The sequence below is a fragment of the Hyphomicrobium sp. genome, from assembly GCF_036262015.1.
Taxonomy (GTDB): Bacteria; Pseudomonadota; Alphaproteobacteria; order Rhizobiales; family Hyphomicrobiaceae; genus Hyphomicrobium_C.
Window position 1 is genome coordinate 188,691 of the sequence record NZ_DATAJR010000009.1, and the last position, 18,886, is coordinate 207,576.

19 protein-coding genes are annotated in these 18,886 nt (G+C 60.3%); 10 read left to right on the plus strand and 9 right to left on the minus strand.

Annotated elements, in window-relative coordinates:
• Positions 1-20: 20 nt before the first annotated feature.
• Both VHO05_RS16410 and VHO05_RS16415 read right to left on the minus strand, forming a co-directional pair.
• Entirely contained in the window at positions 21-509 is a 489-nt protein-coding gene (locus tag VHO05_RS16410) for a hypothetical protein (RefSeq protein ID WP_329647693.1), read from the minus strand.
• 180 nt (positions 510-689) lie between these two features.
• Positions 690-1,436 (minus strand): transferase, encoded by a 747-nt coding sequence (locus VHO05_RS16415; RefSeq protein ID WP_329647694.1) that lies wholly within the window; start codon positions 1,434-1,436, stop codon positions 690-692.
• Between the two features lie 301 nt (positions 1,437-1,737).
• Here VHO05_RS16415 and VHO05_RS16420 point away from each other — a divergent pair, with 301 nt between their 5' ends.
• Positions 1,738-4,008 (plus strand): bifunctional diguanylate cyclase/phosphodiesterase, encoded by a 2,271-nt coding sequence (locus VHO05_RS16420; protein ID WP_329647695.1) that lies wholly within the window; start codon positions 1,738-1,740, stop codon positions 4,006-4,008.
• Positions 4,009-4,072: 64 nt separating this feature from the next.
• The gene (locus VHO05_RS16425; RefSeq protein WP_329647696.1) at positions 4,073-4,840 is read left to right on the plus strand and encodes a hypothetical protein; all 768 of its coding nucleotides are present in this window, start codon (positions 4,073-4,075) and stop codon (positions 4,838-4,840) included.
• On the opposite strand, the gene VHO05_RS16430 is transcribed toward VHO05_RS16425, so the two are convergent.
• The 5 genes from VHO05_RS16430 to VHO05_RS16450 all read right to left on the minus strand — a co-directional run bounded on the left by VHO05_RS16430 (position 4,837) and on the right by VHO05_RS16450 (position 8,797).
• The gene (locus VHO05_RS16430) at positions 4,837-5,145 is read right to left on the minus strand and encodes a hypothetical protein (RefSeq protein WP_329647697.1); all 309 of its coding nucleotides are present in this window, start codon (positions 5,143-5,145) and stop codon (positions 4,837-4,839) included. The two genes, VHO05_RS16425 and VHO05_RS16430, sit on opposite strands and share 4 nt — an antisense overlap.
• Before the next feature lie 109 nt (positions 5,146-5,254).
• The gene (locus VHO05_RS16435; protein ID WP_329647698.1) at positions 5,255-6,103 is read right to left on the minus strand and encodes a metal ABC transporter permease; all 849 of its coding nucleotides are present in this window, start codon (positions 6,101-6,103) and stop codon (positions 5,255-5,257) included.
• Entirely contained in the window at positions 6,103-6,921 is an 819-nt protein-coding gene (locus VHO05_RS16440; RefSeq protein WP_329648186.1) for a metal ABC transporter permease, read from the minus strand. The genes VHO05_RS16435 and VHO05_RS16440 overlap by 1 nt, the downstream gene beginning before the upstream one ends.
• 32 nt (positions 6,922-6,953) lie before the next feature.
• Positions 6,954-7,856 (minus strand): manganese/iron ABC transporter ATP-binding protein, encoded by a 903-nt coding sequence (locus tag VHO05_RS16445; protein ID WP_414653792.1) that lies wholly within the window; start codon positions 7,854-7,856, stop codon positions 6,954-6,956.
• Complete coding sequence (locus VHO05_RS16450) at positions 7,853-8,797, minus strand: metal ABC transporter substrate-binding protein (protein ID WP_329647699.1); 945 nt, start codon at positions 8,795-8,797, stop codon at positions 7,853-7,855. Before VHO05_RS16450 ends, VHO05_RS16445 begins: the two co-directional genes overlap by 4 nt.
• Positions 8,798-9,001: 204 nt before the next feature.
• Here VHO05_RS16450 and VHO05_RS16455 point away from each other — a divergent pair, with 204 nt between their 5' ends.
• Complete coding sequence (locus VHO05_RS16455) at positions 9,002-10,417, plus strand: DUF6513 domain-containing protein (protein ID WP_329647700.1); 1,416 nt, start codon at positions 9,002-9,004, stop codon at positions 10,415-10,417.
• A 28-nt stretch (positions 10,418-10,445) separates the two neighbouring features.
• On the plus strand, positions 10,446-11,753 hold the full coding sequence (locus tag VHO05_RS16460; protein WP_329647701.1) for an NTP/NDP exchange transporter: 1,308 nt from the start codon (positions 10,446-10,448) through the stop codon (positions 11,751-11,753).
• Here the strand turns inward: VHO05_RS16460 and VHO05_RS16465 are convergent.
• Complete coding sequence (locus VHO05_RS16465; protein ID WP_329647702.1) at positions 11,750-11,905, minus strand: hypothetical protein; 156 nt, start codon at positions 11,903-11,905, stop codon at positions 11,750-11,752. The genes VHO05_RS16460 and VHO05_RS16465 overlap by 4 nt on opposite strands.
• Positions 11,906-12,330: 425 nt before the next feature.
• On the minus strand, positions 12,331-13,344 hold the full coding sequence (locus VHO05_RS16470; RefSeq protein ID WP_329647703.1) for a SphA family protein: 1,014 nt from the start codon (positions 13,342-13,344) through the stop codon (positions 12,331-12,333).
• A gap of 795 nt (positions 13,345-14,139) precedes the next feature.
• Between VHO05_RS16470 and VHO05_RS16475 the strand changes: the two genes are divergently transcribed.
• From VHO05_RS16475 to VHO05_RS16500, 6 genes are all read left to right on the plus strand, one after another.
• Complete coding sequence (locus tag VHO05_RS16475; protein WP_329648188.1) at positions 14,140-15,054, plus strand: formylglycine-generating enzyme family protein; 915 nt, start codon at positions 14,140-14,142, stop codon at positions 15,052-15,054.
• 34 nt (positions 15,055-15,088) lie between these two features.
• Positions 15,089-15,409 carry a hypothetical protein gene (locus VHO05_RS16480; RefSeq protein WP_329647704.1) on the plus strand — a complete coding sequence of 107 codons (321 nt, stop codon included), beginning with the start codon at positions 15,089-15,091 and terminating at the stop codon, positions 15,407-15,409.
• 17 nt (positions 15,410-15,426) lie between these two features.
• Positions 15,427-16,074, plus strand: a complete 648-nt coding sequence (locus tag VHO05_RS16485; RefSeq protein WP_414653794.1) for a hypothetical protein — start codon at positions 15,427-15,429, stop codon at positions 16,072-16,074.
• 37 nt (positions 16,075-16,111) lie between these two features.
• On the plus strand, positions 16,112-16,618 hold the full coding sequence (locus tag VHO05_RS16490) for a hypothetical protein (protein ID WP_329647705.1): 507 nt from the start codon (positions 16,112-16,114) through the stop codon (positions 16,616-16,618).
• Positions 16,615-17,109 carry a DUF202 domain-containing protein gene (locus VHO05_RS16495; RefSeq protein ID WP_329647706.1) on the plus strand — a complete coding sequence of 165 codons (495 nt, stop codon included), beginning with the start codon at positions 16,615-16,617 and terminating at the stop codon, positions 17,107-17,109. The genes VHO05_RS16490 and VHO05_RS16495 overlap by 4 nt, the downstream gene beginning before the upstream one ends.
• Positions 17,110-17,214: 105 nt before the next feature.
• The gene (locus VHO05_RS16500; protein WP_329647707.1) at positions 17,215-18,774 is read left to right on the plus strand and encodes an arylsulfatase; all 1,560 of its coding nucleotides are present in this window, start codon (positions 17,215-17,217) and stop codon (positions 18,772-18,774) included.
• The last annotated feature ends 112 nt before the right edge of the window (positions 18,775-18,886 follow it).

Sequence of the window (18,886 nt, forward strand, 5' to 3'; positions counted from 1 at the left end):
TGGGAAGGAACGCGCACCACCTACTTCCGAGAAAGACTCACTGTTACGCTTTTAAGCGGGATACCCTCTGTCGCGATAGCCACGTTTTGCTTCGTGCGATCATAGGTGACGATCATGCTGCCGGCGACGCCGCCTGCGATCACGAGCGAGAGTTTCGTGTCTGTGAGCTTACCGGTGACGTTGCCGCCGGCATTGTATGTGCGCTCTTCCCAGTTCCCACTCAAGGCCGTGCCGCTCGCGCTGAGCTTGGAGCGCATCTCGATCTTGTTCTTCTGGCCCTGGCAGCGAACGGCTATGCCGAGCTGAGATCCGCTGCCTGTATAATAGGCGTCGCACTTCAGCTTTTCTGATGTTCCATCCTGGAGCTTGTAAGTTCCGCTGCCGCCCCACGATCCGAGCAAGGGTTCAAAGGTTGGGTCCGCGAAACTTGGCGTCGCGAGGCTCGAGAGAAATGCCGCGGCCGCAAACGCGCTAACGCGCCACCGGTGATAAAGGTGAGCAGGCTTCATGTGTGTCCCTCGGTTTTCCCTCGCAGGCCGGCGCTGTAGCCGACGCTGGCGCACCAAAAGACACTGAATATAGGCGCTACGCAACACGGCATCACGACAAGATCCAGCCTGTCTGTGCCCTTGCCGCGGCCATCTTGCCTCGCGTTGCGTTCGGCGATGCCAAATTCGTCCGAATCAAGATCAACAGCTGTAGGTCACCCATATGTTGGGTTCCTCGTAGCGGCCGATACCGCGTTCGCGATCGATCATGAGGGGAACAAGTGCTCCGTCAATGACATAGGAGCCGGATTCGGGGTATTCCTTCCGGGACCACGTCTCCCAGAATGCAATCGGCTCTTCGACGACCATAGAGCGCTTGCATGGGCCCACGAGCTTTCCCCCCGAGGCGAGGTGGCTGCGAAGCCAGGGGTCGAACGCCTTTCCGTTGTCGTCGGTCCAGGTGATGTAGTCGTCGATGCTGACCCAGGGATGGCGCGCCTTCGACGACGGCCTTACTGCGGCGAGCACGCCGCCCAGGCCCTTGGACTCCGCAAGCTCACGCATGGCTTGCAGCATTCTGCGTCCGTAGCCCTTCGCGCGATGAACGGCCGGGATCGACATAGCGAGGCCTCCCAGCACGGTATGGGAGCCTTTGGCGCGCGCGCCTGTTTCTACAACCCAGTCCCAACCTTCTTGCGGGAGCCCTTCGGCTCCAGACCAGCTCAGGGGAACGCTGTTGAAGACGGCTACGGGATAATCCGTTTCTTCATCGACCAGGCAGAGCTGGTATTCGGGGTATTGTTCGAGAAGGTCCGTGTAAAGCTCGTAGTGAGCGCGAGTATAACTTAGGTATCCCAGGTCGCTCCATGCGGCCTGTTCTATCGAGCTCGCAGCTTTCTTTAGCTCATCGCTGTAGGCGCGGGTACGAATTACAAGACTGGACGCCATGATGCACTCACGCGAGATGACAAGTACAAACTCACAGGCCGATGGATCGACCGCTCGAGTAGCATTGTTAATAAAGCGTTAAATGATTAAAGGCAACGGAAAATAAGTTAACGGATGAGCGCGAGCGACCGATGTTCGTACGGAAATCAACCGTTCATTCACGACATGTTGAAATGGGCGGTTTCATTAAACAATGACTTAGCTCTTCCGGGCGATGCTGCCCTTGAACGGCCATGGTGGGTTTGCAGGGCACATGCTGTTGGGAGATACAACTGGGCTCTACGCGGGCGATCTTCGTCGATTGACGAAGATTATTCGCTCGGCCATCGCGTTTTTCGGAGTGGTTCTGCTCGCGATTATTGCCTTTGCAGGCTGGTCGGCGAACAAATCCGCGACGGACATCGAGCGCACTCTGCTCGAAAACGCCCTCAATCAGAGCATTGCGGCCGTCCTTGATGGCCAGAAGAGTGTCGCCTGGTGGGATGAGGCGGTGACCAACACTGCGGATGGCGCCCTCAATCTCCAATTCGCGGATGACGAATTCGGGATTTTCCTCACCGAGACCTACGGCAACAACGAAATCTACATCCTCGACGCGAACGATACGCCGATCTACGCGTACGTGGATGGCGCACGGAGCAGTCCGGACGCCTACGAAGCGCGGCGTCCTTCTCTCTCGGCGGTGGTCGCGGAGGCGCGTCAGGGCGGACAAGGATCGCCTCTGAAAACGCGTCCCGATGAGTTCGGGCGTGCGCAGACCACGTACAAGATTCTTTCAAGGGCCGTGAAGTCGGCGCAGTGGGCGGGGCATATCGTGTCCGTCGGCGGCAAGCCGGCGGTCGTCGGCGCCATCACGATTATTCCGAACGTCGATTTGAGCCTGCTCCCCGGCAAGCCGAAACTTCTGGTTGGCGTCAACTACATCAACGACGAGTTCATTTCGAAGATCGCACGCACACTTCTGCTGCCCGATTTGAAGCTGACACCGGAGCCGGTAGAGGCCGGTGGCGTGATGTCGGATCCTTTTGTTGCGGATGATGGAGCGCAGGCGGGATATCTGTCCTGGACGACGCGACGCCCGGGTCAGGTGCTTCTTACGATCATCCTGCCGCTCGTTGCCTGCGCGGCGTTTGCGACCGGACTATTGTCGAACCACATGTTCCGGCGTCTGAAGCGTGCTTCAGACGAGTTGACCCAGAGGGAAGCGAAGTCACGCCATGCGGCGAAGCACGATGCGCTCTCCGGGCTGCCCAACCGAACGCACATGGTCGAGGTACTCGAGGAGCGGATTTGCGCGCCTGGCTTTGGCGCGCACGGCGAGCGAGCCATTGCGGCTTATGTTGATATCGATCGGTTCAAGGACATCAACGACACTCTTGGTCACGAGGTGGGCGACAAGCTCATTAAAGCCGTCTCCAAGCGCTTTGCGGCGCATCTGCGGACCGACGATTTCCTGGCTCGCTTCGGCGGTGACGAATTCGCCGTCCTTTGTGTGTCGTCCGATCGCGACGCCGACACGCAGCTGGCTCAGCGCATCGCGGTGGCCCTCGATGAGCCATTCGCTCTTGATGGGCAGACCATTCGCGTAACTGCATCGGTGGGTATGGCCAAGGCTCCGGATCACGGCCGGACCGCGGACGAACTGATGCGGCATGCTGATATCGCACTTTACGAAGCGAAGTCGCAGGGTCGCGACCGTGCGATTTCGTTCTCTTCCGAAATGGCCCGGCAGGTCGAGACGCGGCGCTCGATCGAGGTCGATCTGCGTACAGCGATCGATCGCGAGGAGCTTCGTATCCACTATCAGCCGATCGTGTCCTGCCGGACGGGCGCAATTGTTGGCGCCGAGGCATTGGTGCGCTGGCGCCATCCGTTGAGGGGTGAGATCTCTCCTGCTGTCTTCATCCCGATCGCAGAGGCATCGGGCCTCATGCCGGCGGTAGGAAACTGGGTGCTCGGGCAGGTCTTCAAGGACGCCAAGAAGTGGCCCGACCTCGAAATCGCGCTTAATCTGTCGCCTATCCAGTTCAGCCAGGCGGACCTGGAGGGGACGCTACGCCAGCTTTCGATCGAGCACGGTGTTTCGCCGAGCCGGTTTGTCCTCGAGATCACCGAGGGCGTTCTGCTGGAGGCGACCGAAGAAACGAAATCGGTGCTGCAGTCGCTGCAGGCGATGGGCTTCAAGACTGCGCTCGACGATTTCGGCACCGGTTACTCGAGCTTGGCCTACCTCTGCAACTTCAAGTTCGACAAGATCAAGATCGACCGCTCGTTCGTCAGCAACGTGTCGAATGCCCTCACATCGCGCACGATTGTGCAGTCCGTCGTCTCGCTCGGGCGGGGCCTCGGCATGCAGATCGTGGCGGAAGGCGTAGAGACCGAGTACGAAGCGCTGATGATGAGCCACTTCGGCTGTACGGAGCTGCAAGGCTACTACTTCTCGAAGCCCATCGACTCGAATGCGCTCGAGGCTCTGCTCGAAAATTTCGAGCCGCGGCGTGTTTCGCCCGTGTCGGGTCCGCTGGAACTTGAGCCGCTCGAACTCGGCCGCACGCGCGGCGCGACGGCTTGATTTTTCCCCTGCGTTGAGATTTCTGTGAGCCGCAGAATGCGGAATGCAGGAGCCGGCGCTGGACATGGCGGAAAAGAACGACGCGACTATCCCCACCGGCAACGCCGACTTCCAGTGGTCCGCCTTCGACTCGGAAGCATACTTCCAGCAATACTACGGTGAGCCGCATCCCGACGATGATCGCATCACCCGTTTGGCGGCAAATGCCCTGAAGCATGCATTGCCGGAAGGCCGAGATCTCGAGATCGTCGATGTCGGGACCGGGCCCAACCTCATCCCCTTCCTTTGTGCGCTCCCTCGCGCACGGCGACTCACGGCCTGGGAATTCTCCCGATCCAATATTGATTGGTTGAAAGCAGAGCTCCAACAAGACGCGCTGCGTTCGCAGTGGTTGCATTTCTGGGAAGAGGTCCGCGGGACCTATGAGGCGGACGCTGCATTGCCCGACAATCCGTTGCCGGCACTCCGCGGCAAGTACGACATCACCCAGGGTTCGATCTTCGATCTCCCGCGGGGGGCGTGGGATGCGGCGACGATGTTTTTCTGCGCGGAGTCGATTACGGCGCGGCAAGACGAGTTTGAAGCTGCGTGTGCCGCTTTCGCGGGCGCGGTACGCAGGGGCGGTACGCTCGCAGCGGCGTTTCTGGTGCGCTCGGAAGTCTATGTTGTGGCCGACCGGCCATTCCCGGTGCTGAAGCTGTCTCCGGAAGCGATCGAGAATGCATTCCGGGGGTTGGCAACCAACGTGCGCGCCGACTTGATCGGGATCGTCGATCGCGAGATTCGGAGTGGGTATTCCGGTTGCCTCTTCCTCACCGGAGAGGCTGTCTAGCCTTCCGTTTGCGCCCGTGATCGGGAGAGGTCCGCCCGGACGGACCGGATCATCGCCCGCGCCAGCTCCAGCTTGCGCTCCAGCTCAGCAATCTGTTGAGCTCGCTGCATCGCTTCCGGGCCTGTCTTGTCTGGAAGCGTCGCGCACACCCGGGCCAGGTTCCGCTCGAGGTCGTCGACGATCGTTTCGATCTTCGTTCCGAGCACAAGGCACGCAACGAACGCTTCGTTGAGGGATTGGTCGTTCAGGGTCACCGGCAGTGGTCGAGTTCCGCTCCGGCGTGGGAATGCGATGACGTTGGTCATTGGGGGCGCCTTCGGACGTTGACCTTATCCGTCAACGCCGCGAAGAACGGAAAAGATCCCGCCGTTCGCGTTCGTGGCTCGATCCGTAAGCAAATCGTTAAGAGCTTGATCAGGGCGTGATGTGCTTGCGGCGCAGAAGTCCGCTTTGGGGCGCAAAGAGGAAGGCGGTCAGGAATAGGGCGGCCTGGATGAGGACGATGCAGGGACCCGTCGCGCCGTCGATGTGAAAACTGATGAGCGTGCCGAGGACGCTTGAGCCGACAGCGACTGCCGTGGCTATGGCTAGCATACGCTCGAAGCGATCCGTCAGCAGGTAGGCCGTCGCACCGGGCGTTACGAGCATGGCGACGACCAGGATCACGCCGACCGCCTTGAGTGCGGCGACGATGGTGAGCGCCAAGAGCACGAGCAGACCGTAGTGAATGACGCGGACCGGGAGGCCGATGGCGCGGGCGTGCTGGGGATCGAAGCAATAGAGGAGAAGATCACGCCGTTTGGCGAGCACGACGAGCAGTGTGCCGCCGGCGATGAGGCCAGTTTCGATGGCATCGCGCCAGGTCACACCCAGCATGTTGCCGAACAGAATGTGGTTCAAGTGCTGGTCGGTTTCGATCTTGGTCATGAGCACGAGCCCGAGGCCGAACATGCCTGAGAACACGATGCCCATTACCGTGTCTTCCTTCACGCGGCTGTTTTCCTTGAGGTAGCCTGTGAGGACCGCGCAGGAGAGCCCGGCCGCGAAGGCGCCGACTGACAGCGGAAGCCCCAGGACGAAGGCGATCACGATTCCCGGCAGCACCGCGTGCGAGATGGCGTCTCCCATCAACGACCAGCCGCGCAGGACGAGGTAGCACGAGAGAACCGCGCATACTGCGCCGATCAGAATGGCGATGACGACGGCCCGCTGCATGAACGGGTAGGAGAGGGGCACCACGAAGAAATCGAGGAGCATCTGCATCAGGCGGGTCCTTGCGCCTGGCGGCTCTGCCTACGTGCGGCGAGCACGCCATGTTTCGGGGCGAAGACAAATGCAGCGAGAAACAGCAGCGTTTGCAGCGTGACGATGACGCCACCCGTGGCGCCGTCCAGGAAGTAGCTGATGTAGGCGCCGAGCATGCTCGTGCCCGCACCGAAGGCGACACTCAATATGAGCAGCCGCTCGAAGCGGTCAGTCAGCAGGTAGGCGGTCGCACCCGGTGTCACCACCATCGCGATGACGAGGCAGGCCCCGACGGTTTGCAGGGCGGCCACCGCGGATGCACTCAGCAGCGTGAAGAAGAGCAACTTGAGCGCAACGGGGTTGAGGCCGACCGAGCGGGCATGGCTTTCATCGAAGAACACGACCATCAGGTCCTTCCATTTCAGAACCAGGATCGTGAGCGTGATGGTTGCGGTGATGACGACCTGCAAGGCGTCCTCGTCGGAAATGCCGAGGATGTTTCCGAGGACGATCGACTGCACATTTACGGCTGTGGGGTTGATCGAGACCAGGAGCAGACCCATCGCGAAAAACGACGTGAACACGATGCCAATGACGGCATCTTCGCGCAGCTTCGATTGCTGGCGTACGAACCACATGCCGATGGCGGCCAGGAACCCGGCGAAGAAGGCGCCGAGCGCGAACGGGATCTTGAGCAGATAAGCACCTGCCACGCCCGGTACGATGGAATGGGCAAGCGCATCGCCCATCAGCGACCACCCTTTCAGCATGAGGTAGGCGGAAAGGAACGCACATGTCGCGCCGACCAAGCCGCTGACCCAGATGGCCTTCAGCATGTAGTCGTAGCCGAATGGGACGAGGAGTTCGCTCACGACTCCGCCTCCTCCTTCGTGGCGGGTTTGCGTGTGGCGGTGCCGTTTTGCTCTCCGTAGAAGACGAGTGCGCGCTCGTCGTCGGTCAGAACCGTAACGGAGCGTGGATCGTCGTCGGCGTGGAGTGCGGAACCGGCCAGTCTGAAGTGGCGCAGCACGCCGCCAAAGGCTTTTTCAAGGTTGGCCTGTGTGAACGTCTGTGCGGTGGGGCCAGCGGCCAACAGCGTGCGGTTGATCAGCACAACCTGGTCGCAGAAATCGGGCACGCTGCCGAGATTGTGCGTCGAGACGAGCATGAGGTGGTTGCGCTTCCGAAGATCCCGTAGCAGCTCAATGATTGCGGTTTCGGTTTTTACATCGACGCCGGTGAACGGCTCGTCTAGCAGGATGATCGGACTTTCCTGGGCGAGGGCGCGTGCAAGGAAAACGCGCTTCTTCTGGCCGCCCGAGAGTTCACCGATCTGGCGGGAGCGGAAGGCGGTCATGCCGACACGCTCGAGCGCTTGGTCGACCTTGCGGCGGTCTTCCGGTCCCGGAATGCGCAAGAAACCCATGTGGCCGTAGCGGCCCATCATGACAACGTCCTCGACGAGGACGGGGAAGTTCCAGTCGACGTCCTCGCTCTGGGGAACATAGGCGACTAGATTGCGCTTCAGCGCATCGTTGACCGGCAGCCCGGCGATACGGACCTCGCCTTGCGAGGGGCGCACGAAACCCATGATGGTTTTGAACAGGGTGGATTTGCCGCTGCCGTTGACACCGACCAGGCCGCAGATAGTCCCTGCTTTCAGCTCAAAAGACACATCTTTCAGGGCGGTGTGGCCGTTGCTGTAGATGGCGGTAACGTCCCGAGCAATAATCGAGGGCAGTGTGCCCGGCGTTTCGCGGCCATCTTTCACGAGGTGAAGCCTTCGGCGATCGTTTCAACCGTCGTCTTCAGGAGGTCGATGTATGTCGGCACGGGACCATCTGCGGCGCTGAGGCTGTCGACGTAAAGCACGCCACCGTACTGCGCGCCGGTTTCCTTCGCCACCTGTTTGGCCGCGCGGTCCGAAATCGTGCTCTCGCTGAACACGACGGGGATGTTGTGGGCGCGAACGAGGTCAATGACGCGTTTGACCTGCTGCGGGGTACCCTGCTCGTCGGCATTGATGGGCCAGAGGAAGGCTTCGTGCATGTCGTAGTCGCGTGCGAGGTAGCTGAAAGCGCCTTCGCTGGTGACAAGCCAACGTTGTGCCTCGGGCACCGACGCAATGCGAGCGCGCAGCGGCGCGTCCAGGCCTTTGATCTTGGCCGTGTAGGCTATGGCGTTGGCGTTGTACGTGTTCGCGTTGGCGGGATCGTGCGCGACAAGGGCCTTGCGGATGTTCTCGATGTAGATGAGGGCGTTCGACGGCGACATCCAGGCGTGCGGGTTGGGCTTCCCGGTGTAGGGGCCTTCGGTGATCCCCATCGGCGCGATGCCCTCGCTCACGACCACGCTTGGGACGTCACTGACGTTGTCGAAAAACTTCTCGAACCAGCGTTCGAGGTTCATGCCGTTCCACAGCACCAGATCTGCATCTTGAGCCTTGACGATGTCGTGCGGGGTTGGCTGGTAGTCGTGGATCTCGGCGCCGGGCTTGGTGATGGAGTCCACGACAGCGGCATCGCCGGCGATGTTCTGGGCGATGTCCTTGATGATCGTGAACGTGGTGACGACCCGGAATTTCTTCGGGCCTTCGGCCTTGTCGCCCGGGCTAGGCGTTCCGGAGAGGGCTGCGAGCGCGAGAGCCAGAATGCCGATAACCGCGCTGCCGAGAATTATTCGGCGCGTGCGGCGGTTTTCTGAGTGCGGCATTCAAGGCTCCTGGCGGAACTTACCATTACATGCTTATGCGAATGATTTGCAACTGTCAATGAGGCTCTCCGCGTGGGGTCCGTAGGTTGGACGACGATTCATGTCATAGTCCCCAGTTGGTAAGACGGATCGGGAGAGAACGTTGCATTCCCCGGGCCTTGCGTGCCATGAGCGACATCGGCGGGTCGGAAGAGAGAGGCATGGATGGCCGAGCGTGTTGTGCTTGTTACGGGATCGCTGGCGGAGCCGCGCGTCAAGCGTGTGGCGGAGCAGGTGGCTAGCGACGCGCTCGACCCTGTAGTCGCGAATGTCGGCGTCAAGGTCGCCGCGCTGATGACGACGGATATCGTGGAGCGGCGTCTGACGCTCCCGGAAGGCGCCGACCGCGTCGTGATGCCGGGCCGTTTTCGGGGTGACCTGGAGCGTCTGTCCGATCACTTCGGGACACGTTTCGAGCGCGGGCCCGATGAGGTGGCCGATCTTCCGGAATACCTGGGACACGCGAAAGAGAAGGTCGATCTCTCGCAATACAACATGACGATCTTCGCGGAGATCGTCGATGCAACCCTGATGACCCCCGCGCAAATCGTGGAGCGCTCGCGTATTCTGCGGGCAGACGGCGCGGATGTCATCGATCTCGGGTGCCTGCCGGACAGTCCATTTCCGCATCTCGAAGAGTCCATCGCGGCGCTGCATGCCGATGGCGTGCGGGTCAGCGTCGACTCCTTCAATGCCGAGGAGCTTTCGCGTGCGACCAAGGCCGGAGCCGACTTTCTGCTGAGCCTGTCCGAGAAGACCATCGACATTGCGGACGAAGGCCCGGCGGTTCCGATCCTGGTTTCGGCGGGGGCCGCGGACGCCGCCTCGCTCGACCGCGCGATCGACATGATGATCGCGAAGGGCAAGCCATTCTATGCGGATCCCATCCTCGATCCCATCCATTACGGGTTTGCGGCTTCCGTCGCTCGCTACATCGATCTCAGGAAACGGCGGCCGGATGTGCCGATACTCATGGGCATCGGCAACGTGACGGAACTGACGGACGCGGATACCACCGGCATCAATGCGATCCTGATGGGTCTCTGCTCGGAGCTCGACATTACGGCGGTGCTGGCGGTGCAAGTGAGCCCCCACTGCCGTACGGCGGTGCGCGAGTTCGACCGCGCGCGGCGGGAGTTTTTCGCGGCGCGCAAAGCCAACTCCCTGCCGCAGGGGTTTGGCGGCGGTCTGATGGCGCTGCGCGACCGGAAGGGTTTCGCGACGACGTCCGATGAGATCAAGACGCTGGCGTTGCAGATCCGCGATGCGAACTATCGCATCGAGGTCGCCGAGGATGGCATCCACATCTACAACAAGAACGGGCATCACGTTGCCGACGATCCGTTCAAGCTTTTCCCGCATTTGGATGTCCGGACCGATGCCGCGCACGCGTTCTATCTCGGCGTCGAGACGGCGCGCGCGGAGATCGCGTACCGCCTTGGGAAGCGCTATGCGCAGGACGAGCCCCTGGAGTTCGGGGTGGTGGCGGAGACCAAGGGTTCGGCCGACGACGCGCACCTCATGAAATTCAAGGAAGCGGGGGCGACGCTTCAGAAGGGTGCGAAGTCCGAGCAGGACTGAAGCGACGCTGCGGCAGGGGGAAGCGCAGATGGATCAGGCCAAGGAGCAGGAGCGCGACGGCTCGACGGTGCTCGGTGTGCTGCGGCGAGCCGTCGACATTCGCGCTTCCGAATTCGCGGTCACGCTCGGGTCGTTCATGACCTTCGCGCTCGTGCTGTGTGGCTACTACCTCATCCGTCCCATACGCGAGAATGTCAGCGCGGAGGCCACGGCGGATCAACGGCAGTTCTGGTTTCTTCTGGTGTTCCTCGTGATGCTGGCCGCAGTGCCGGTCTTCGCGTGGATCGTCGCGCGTCTTCCGCGTTCCGCTGTGCTTCCCGCCCTCTACTGGCTGTTCGTCGGGTTGATGCTGTTTTTCTGGGCTACGTTGCGCGGCGACGGTGGAGCAACGCTGGGCGGCGCGTTCTTCGTGTTCGGCAGCGTGTTCAACCTGTTTGTGGTGTCGCTGTTCTGGATTCTGATGTCCGATATCTACGACAGTGGACAAGCCAAGAGGCTCTACGGGTTCATTGCTGCGGGCGGTACAGTCGGTGCGATTGCTGGGCCATTTGCAGCCAATGGGCTGGTCCCGATCGTTGGGCAGGACAATCTCCTGCTGATGGCCGCGCTCGTTTTTGTCGTCGCGGCTGCGTTGTCGGTCGGGCTGAGAACCGTTGCGGGGGGCGTGCGCGATGGGACGGCTTCCGAGCAGCCACCAACACTGCGGACGCTTCTGTCCGGTGCGGAACGCGTGTTTCGCGATCCCTACATATTGCGGATCGCGGTCTACATCCTGATTGCCAATCTGCTGTCGACCTTCTTCTATCTCGAGCAGTCGCGTCTGGCGGGCGAGACAATACGCGACGCTGGCGCGCGCGTTCAGTTCTTCGCCGAGCGTGATCTCATCACGAGCGTTCTGAGCGCATTGGTGCAGGTGTTCGTTACGGGTCGTGTGATGGCGCGGTGGGGCGTGGGCGTTGCCGCGTCCGTGCTTCCGGTCTTGACCGTCGTTGGGCTAGCCGTTTACGCGGCTTGGCCGGAACTGCACGTCGTCGCGGCGATCATGGTCGCCGAGCGGGTGGCTGCGTTCGCGCTCTCGAATCCCGCGACTAAGGTTCTCTACACGGCGGTCGATGTGGACGAGCGCTACAAGGCGCAGAACTTCATTGATACTGTCGTGTATCGGGGAGGGGATGCGCTGTCGGGCGCGGTGTTCAACGGTCTGACGAAAGCGCTGGGTTTGCCGTTGGGCGCTGTGGCGCTCGCGTCCATTCCTGTTGCAGGTCTTTGGTTTGCGCTCTCGCGGCAGTTCGATCGCGCGTTGAAATCACGGCTTCTAGAGCGGGGCGAGGGTTAGTCGTCATCGTCGTCGCACGGCACCGGGTATTCGATATCCGGCTCGATGCAGCTTTCTTCCTGGACAGTTGCCTGCGCGCGATGCGCCACGAGAGTGGCGGCCATGCCGCTCAGCAGGACGATCAGCGCGCATGTGATTTTCAAATTCGCCACGGCGAGCTCCGTTGCGACTTGGGCAGCGAAGAAGCTACGCCTCATCGAGCGCGGGGGAAAGTTTCCGTCGGGAGGCGTTCCGTAGTTGTAAGGTCGTAGGAACCATAGGCGCGGTCAGCGAAGGATCTTCTCGATCTGCTCGCGTGACGGAAGAGAGGGGCTCGGGCCTTTGCTTGGTCCTGGAGCGTTTTTCTTTTTCCGAACCGGCTTCACCGGCTGACCGATATCGGAGCCAATTTTTTGGTTGGGACGTCTGCGCTTAGGGGGTGTCGAGGGCGCCTGCCTCGCATGTGCATTCTTTGCCATCGCTGTCTCACCCGGTCTTGACGGATCCACCCCCCATTTGTTGGCAAGAACGTGAGCCGATTGTGAACGTTCCCTCATGCACGCCCAGCCTGGGGTGTGGGGTGCAGCTGGATTGTCGATCAATGACCAGGGACGGAAAGAGGGAAGGCAATGTTGAGAAGACCCATATCTCCCTCTGCCCGGTTTTCGACGTCGAACTCGTGCATGTACTCGAGTTGTGTTGTGACCGGTATCTTGCCGCACTCGAACGTATAGGTCAGGATGGGGCCAAGCGCAGTGACGCGACCTTCGAAGGGGCCCAACGTGGCGCCCACGCCGCTGTCTCCTGAGATCTGCTGATAGTGATAACCCGCCAGGCCGAGCGTAAATGTCTTGGAGAAGTGCTGGATCAGCGCCCACTCGACGTGGAACTCGGTTCCGGTCTTGTAGTCGGTATCCGGGTTTTCCCAATTGAACGTAAACCCAGTCGCGACCGATATCTCGTGTCCGCGGGCCGGATCGAGCCACGTGACAGCTCCCGTTGTGTCCACGCCCCAATGGTGGAACGACAGATTGGTGATGCTGTCCCTTTCCCACGGTCCGATCGGGACATTGATCAATGCTCCTACCGTCCAGTGCCAATTGCCCTGATGCCAGCCAATTAGAGCGTTCAGAACGGGATCGCCGAGGTTGAAGGTATCGTCGTCGATGTCGAAATGTCTGCCGGGACCGATGATCGTTTGGTTCGGCAGGGTCACGGTTGCGAGCGTATCAATGCCGATGTCGACCTTCTTGGAACCGAAGGGCACCATGATGCCAAAGCCAACGTTGCCGCCGAGGACCTTCTCAGGTGCAATCCACGTCACGATAGGCGCGTTTATGTAGGCTGCGGCGTCGATGCTGACGTCGGCTTCAAGAGTAATGTTGCCGGTCTGGCGCAACGCGATGCCGACGGCGGCTTGGCCGCTCGCATCTCCCGCGTACGCATAATTGAGGTCGGTTAGGTAGGTGCCGGGCGGCGGCACGTAACCGGCCATCGCCGTTTTGGCGCCCAGCAAGTAGAAGCCGGCGGCGTTTTCTGCCGCTTCCACGCTTGTCGTTTGAGCTCCGCAGGCGAATGCGATCACGGGCAATACAGAACGTTTCAACCTCATGGTCGCTCCCATGCAAATGTCCTGCTTACCGGCAATCAGCGAATCAAGGTCGTGTGGGAATTTACTCTGATTTGGACGGCTGGCGGTGGCGCGGCTGCCAGGTGCACCGGGTAATGCTTGAATGCGTTCAAATATACCCACTTGCGAGATAAGCGCGGAACGCTGCGGGTTCTGAGTTTACGTTGCACCAAAGAATGGAACTGGCCGTACTAAATTGCGTTGCAAAACATGGGTTTCAGAGTCAAGAGTTGAACCAACGGGATACGGGAGCTGCCATAACCGGCTTGGAGGCTGGTATGGAACTGTGTTTGTTTCGACCCAAGTGTCGATCGCCCGATTTTTCTTATTTCTCCGAATTCTCAATCGCTTCCTCGCGCCTCCGCGAGACTTTTCATTAATTCATACTCGTAGTGTCTGCTTCGGGAGGATCGGCTATGCTTATGCGCGACCTCGCCACTTCGTCGATGTTGGCGGCATTGGCCCCTGCGCTTGGGGTGGCTTTGTTTTTCCTATTCATTGCATTCACGGGCACTTGATCGGTTAAGGCCGGTTGGGTGCGTGGCTACGATTTCGAGACCATGATTTTCGAAATTGCACAGCGTTGATGAGCGGGACGTTACTTTGTCTGATCACTAGTTTGCATTCGAATTGTCGGCATACACAGAATGCACTTGAAGCTGCGCCTGCAGGCGTCTGGAAGACTGGAGTCAGCGTTTTGCTCTGAGGTTCGCAATGACTGTCCTGCCGGAAGCCCCCACAAGGCCATCCCCTGCTGAAGGTCGCGCTCCAGACGGAATGGTTTTTATTTCCGGAGGAACCTTTCGCATGGGGTCCGACCGGCACTATGCGGAAGAAGCGCCGGTTCACCGGGTAACGGTGGATGGATTTTGGATCGACGTGACACCGGTCACGAATGCCGAATTCCGGCGATTTGTTGATGCTACCGGGTATGTGACGTTCGCCGAGATCGCTCCCAAGGCCGAAGACTATCCCGGAGCGCTTCCGCACATGCTGAAGGCCGGGTCTCTGGTGTTTCAGCCTCCTGGTAGTCAGGTGAACCTGCGGGACTGGAGCCAGTGGTGGGAGTTCCGCTTCGGCGCGAACTGGCGCCATCCCTATGGTCGCGGGAGCTGGACGAAAGGTCTCGACGATCATCCCGTCGTTCATGTCGCCTACAAGGACGCTGAGGCGTACGCCGCCTGGGCGGGCAAGGAGCTTCCGACGGAGGCAGAGTGGGAATTTGCAGCGCGCGGCGGGCTGGACGGCGCCGAGTTTGCCTGGGGCGATGAATTTGCTCCGGAAGGCAAGCATCTGGCGAACACCTGGCAGGGCGCCTTTCCTCACGAGAACCTGAAGCTCGATGGATACGAGCGCACCTCACCCGTGAAGGCGTTTCCGCCGAACGGTTACGGCCTCTACGACATGGTCGGCAACGTCTGGGAGTGGACGACTGACTGGTATGCGCCGAAGCACCCGGCAGATGCTCCCAAGGCTTGCTGCATTCCCGAGAACCCGCGCGGCCCTTCGCGCGACGCCAGCTACGATCCCTGTCAGCCCACCATTCGAATTCCACGCAAGGTTCTGAAGGGTGGCTCTCATCTTTGTGCGCCGAATTATTGCCGACGCTATCGGCCGGCTGCCCGGCATCCCGAACCGATCGACACGTCCACAAGCCACGTTGGGTTCCGATGCGTCGTTCGACGGGCGTGACTGACCCAAGCCGGTAACACAAGGAGAGAGCGCTATGACTTCGAGAGCTTCCCTCGTCCTTACGATAGGCGTTCTTCTTTTATCGCTCGCTGCGGTCCCCGATGCGGATGCACGAAGGATCGGTGGCGTTCACGTCCGGTCGCATGTCGGTCACGTTCACGTTCGTCCGGGTCGTGTCGTCGGGCGCAACTATTGGCGTCGTGGCCGGTGGGTGAATGGTGTGTGGGTTGCGGCTGGAGTCGCTGCGACGGCTGCAGCGGTCGGGACGGCCGGCAACTGCAATTACTACTACCGCAAATGGAAGGGCACCGGCAGCGCGTACTGGCGCAACCGGTACTACGACTATTGCCGCTGATGTGCTCGGAGTGGATCATGTTTCAAAACATTAGATTTGCGCGATTTAGGACCGCACTCGTCGCGTCCGGAATGGTGCTTGTGTTCGGCGGAAGCGCCATGGCGCAGGTGGAGCCGGCGCCTCAACAGCACGTGCCGCTTCAGAAGACCATCGGGCAAGCCAAGACGGAGATCGTACCGTCATTGATTGTGATCAACGCCAACGGTGTGACGCTGCAGGGTCAGAAACTGACGCTGATTGGGGTGTCGCCAAACTCGATCGTGTTCGCGGATCGTCCCGTCCGGGCGGCCGGCCACGATACGACGGCTCATCTCATCGAGGATTGGAACTCGGGTCACGACAACTTTGCGCAAGATCCGCCCAACGCAACGGTGTCAGGGTTCAGCAAGGATGGGGCCAGCATTCGCGATGCGGTTGTCGTTCTCAAGTCACCGAAGCTCGAGGGCGACAAGCTCACATTCGACGTGGATGTGCTGGAAGGCGACTTGGCCGGTGCCGACGGTGCCGCCGCTGTGTTCATCGACATTATCGGGCGGCCCCTGACGCCGCGTTCATTTGCCGGCGCGGCGCGCCGTGGCTATCGCGGTGCGTGGTACGCGGGTGCCGTCGCGGCTCCCATCTACGGCGTGCGCTGCGGCTATTACCCCTTCCCGCCGTGCCGTTGAGGAGTCGCATGTTCGTGCAACGAAGCGAGAAGCCATGATGGCAGGCGGGACGACAAGCAGCTCCAGCGTTCTGGCAGAAGCAGTCGTGCTGCTTGCAGTCATACTGCTTGCGCTGGGTGGCATCTGGTACGGCGCTTCAACCGAAAGCCTGCAGCGGATGTGGCACGACCTCACCGGCCGGCCCGCCGGGCCAATGTCCTTCCGCTTCATCCTGCAGCCGATCATGGCGACTGTTGCGGCCATTGGTGACGGACTCAACGATGCGCGGCTCGGCCGTTCTCCGTACTTCTGGACTGTGCTCAGCAATCCCACGAAGCGCGGTGCACGCCTTCAAGAAGGTCTGGTCTCGACAGCACGGATCATCCTGCTCGGATTGGGCATGGACGCGATCTACCAGATGAAAGTCTTCGGCACATTCTATCCCGTCGAGGCCCTCATCGTCGCGCTCGTGTTGGCCTTCGTTCCCTATCTCCTCATTCGCGGGCCAGTCGAGCGATTGGCAAGCCGATGGATGCAACACTCATCGACCGGGAGCGCGACATGACCGACGGCAAGAAAGTTGGTTCCGGTGGGGTTGAGACGGTCGTCACGCGCGCCTCGAATCCCGATCAGATATCTGTTGAGCTGTCGTCGCGTCGCACGGGCATGTCGTTCCAGCGGACGCGCATGAGCGCCGACCGCACGTTGATGTCGGTGATCCGCACGTCGCTATCGCTGATTTCCTTCGGCTTCACGATCTTCCAGGTGTTCGAGAAATTGCGGGATCAGAGCGTCATCACGCATGCGGGCGCGGCGCGCAACTTCGGCGTCACGCTGGTGCTGCTGGGTATCATCATGCTGATCGGCGGCATCATTTATCACCTGCAGTTCATGGTGCATTTGCGCGAGCAACGGGTGGCGATGGTTGAAGAAGGTCTTGTACACGGTGAAAGCAAATTCCCGCCGTCACTCACACTGATCACCGCGATTATTCTGCTGCTGATCGGGATCTTCGCCATTGTCAGTATGGTGTTTCATTCTGGGCCGTTTGGCTGAGGGAGGAGCGTGCAGATGCCGAGTGGATAGAAGGAGAGCCGGGCGTAGCTGGGGGAAACGAACATCGGGGGGAGGAACGGTCGCATGAGGTAAGGAGTAAGCGTAATGGCTAAAGCACCTAAGGGCGGAAAGTCGGCCAAGCCAAACATCCTCGTCATCTGGGGCGACGACATCGGGCAATCGAACCTGAGTTGTTACACCCATGGATTGATGGGCTATCAGACGCCCAATATCGACCGCATCGCCAAGGAGGGCATGCTGTTCACTGACAGCTACGGCGAGCAGAGTTGCACCGCAGGCCGTTCGTCCTTCATCACCGGACAGAGTGTGCTTCGCACTGGATTATCGAAGGTTGGCATTCCTGCTGCACCGGTCGGCATGTCGGACAAGCTTGTTACCATCGCTGCGTTGCTTAAGGAGCAAGGCTACGCCACAGGCCAGTTCGGCAAGAACCATCTCGGCGACTTGAATCACATGCTGCCGACCAATCACGGCTTCGATGAATTTTTCGGCAACCTCTACCACCTCAACGCTGAGGAAGAGCCGGAGATGTATGATTATCCGAGCGAGAAGGACTTTCCGAATTTCCGCAAGACCTTCGGCCCGCGCGGAGTCATCCATTCCTGGGCGACCGACAAGGACGATCCGACCGAGATGCCTCGTTGGGGCAAAGTCGGGAAACAAAAGATCGAGGATACCGGGCCGCTCAACAAGAAGCGCATGGAAACGTGTGACGACGAGTTTGTGGCAGCGGCATCCGATTTCATCAAGCGGCAGGAAAAGGACGGCAAGCCTTGGTTCGTGTGGCTGAACACGACGCATATGCACTTCATTACGCACACGAAGCCGAAAAGTTACGGACAGGCGGGACGCTGGCAGTCGCCTTACCATGACACCATGATCGACCACGACAACAACGTCGGTCAGATGCTCGATCTGCTCGACGAGCTCGGCATTGCCGATGATACGATGGTTGTTTACTCGACCGACAACGGGCCGCATCGCAATTCATGGCCGGACGGCGGCATGACGCCGTTCCGCAGCGAGAAGAACACCAATTGGGAAGGCGCTTTCCGTGTTCCGCAGCTCGTCCGTTGGCCGGGCAAGATCAAGGCTGGCTCTATCGCTAACGGTATTGTGCAGCACCATGACTGGTTGCCGACATTCCTCGCCGCAGCGGGTGCGTCCGACGTCATCGAGAAGTTGAAGACTGGATACAAGGCGGTCGGCCGCACCTACAAGAACCACATCGATGGCTTCAACCTGTTGCCGTACCTCACCGGCGAGATCAAAGAAAGCCCGCGCCCGTTCTTCTTCTATGTCAGTGACGACGGCGACGTCCTTGGCTTGCGCTATGACAACTGGAAAGTTGTTTTTATGGAGCAGCGCTGCAAGGGCACGATGCAAGTGTGGGCCGAGCCGTTCACGCGGTTGCGCCTGCCGAAGATCTTCAATCTTCGCACCGATCCCTACGAGTTCGCCGACATTACGTCGAACTCATACTGGGATTGGATGATCCACAACGCCTACTTCATCTACGCGGCACAGGCCGCGATGGCGAAGTTTGTGGAGACCTTCAAAGAATTTCCGGCCGTGCAGCGCCCGAACACCTTCACCGTCGATGATGCGATGAGGAAGATGACGGAATCAGCAAGCGGCGACTGAGCTCGATCAGGGCGGCGGGAGCGATCTCGCCGCCACCACTGTTGATGGGTCCAGCAATGACCAGCTGCTCAAAATCTTCGGAACGAAAGCATGTCGAGGGCGTGGGCCATCG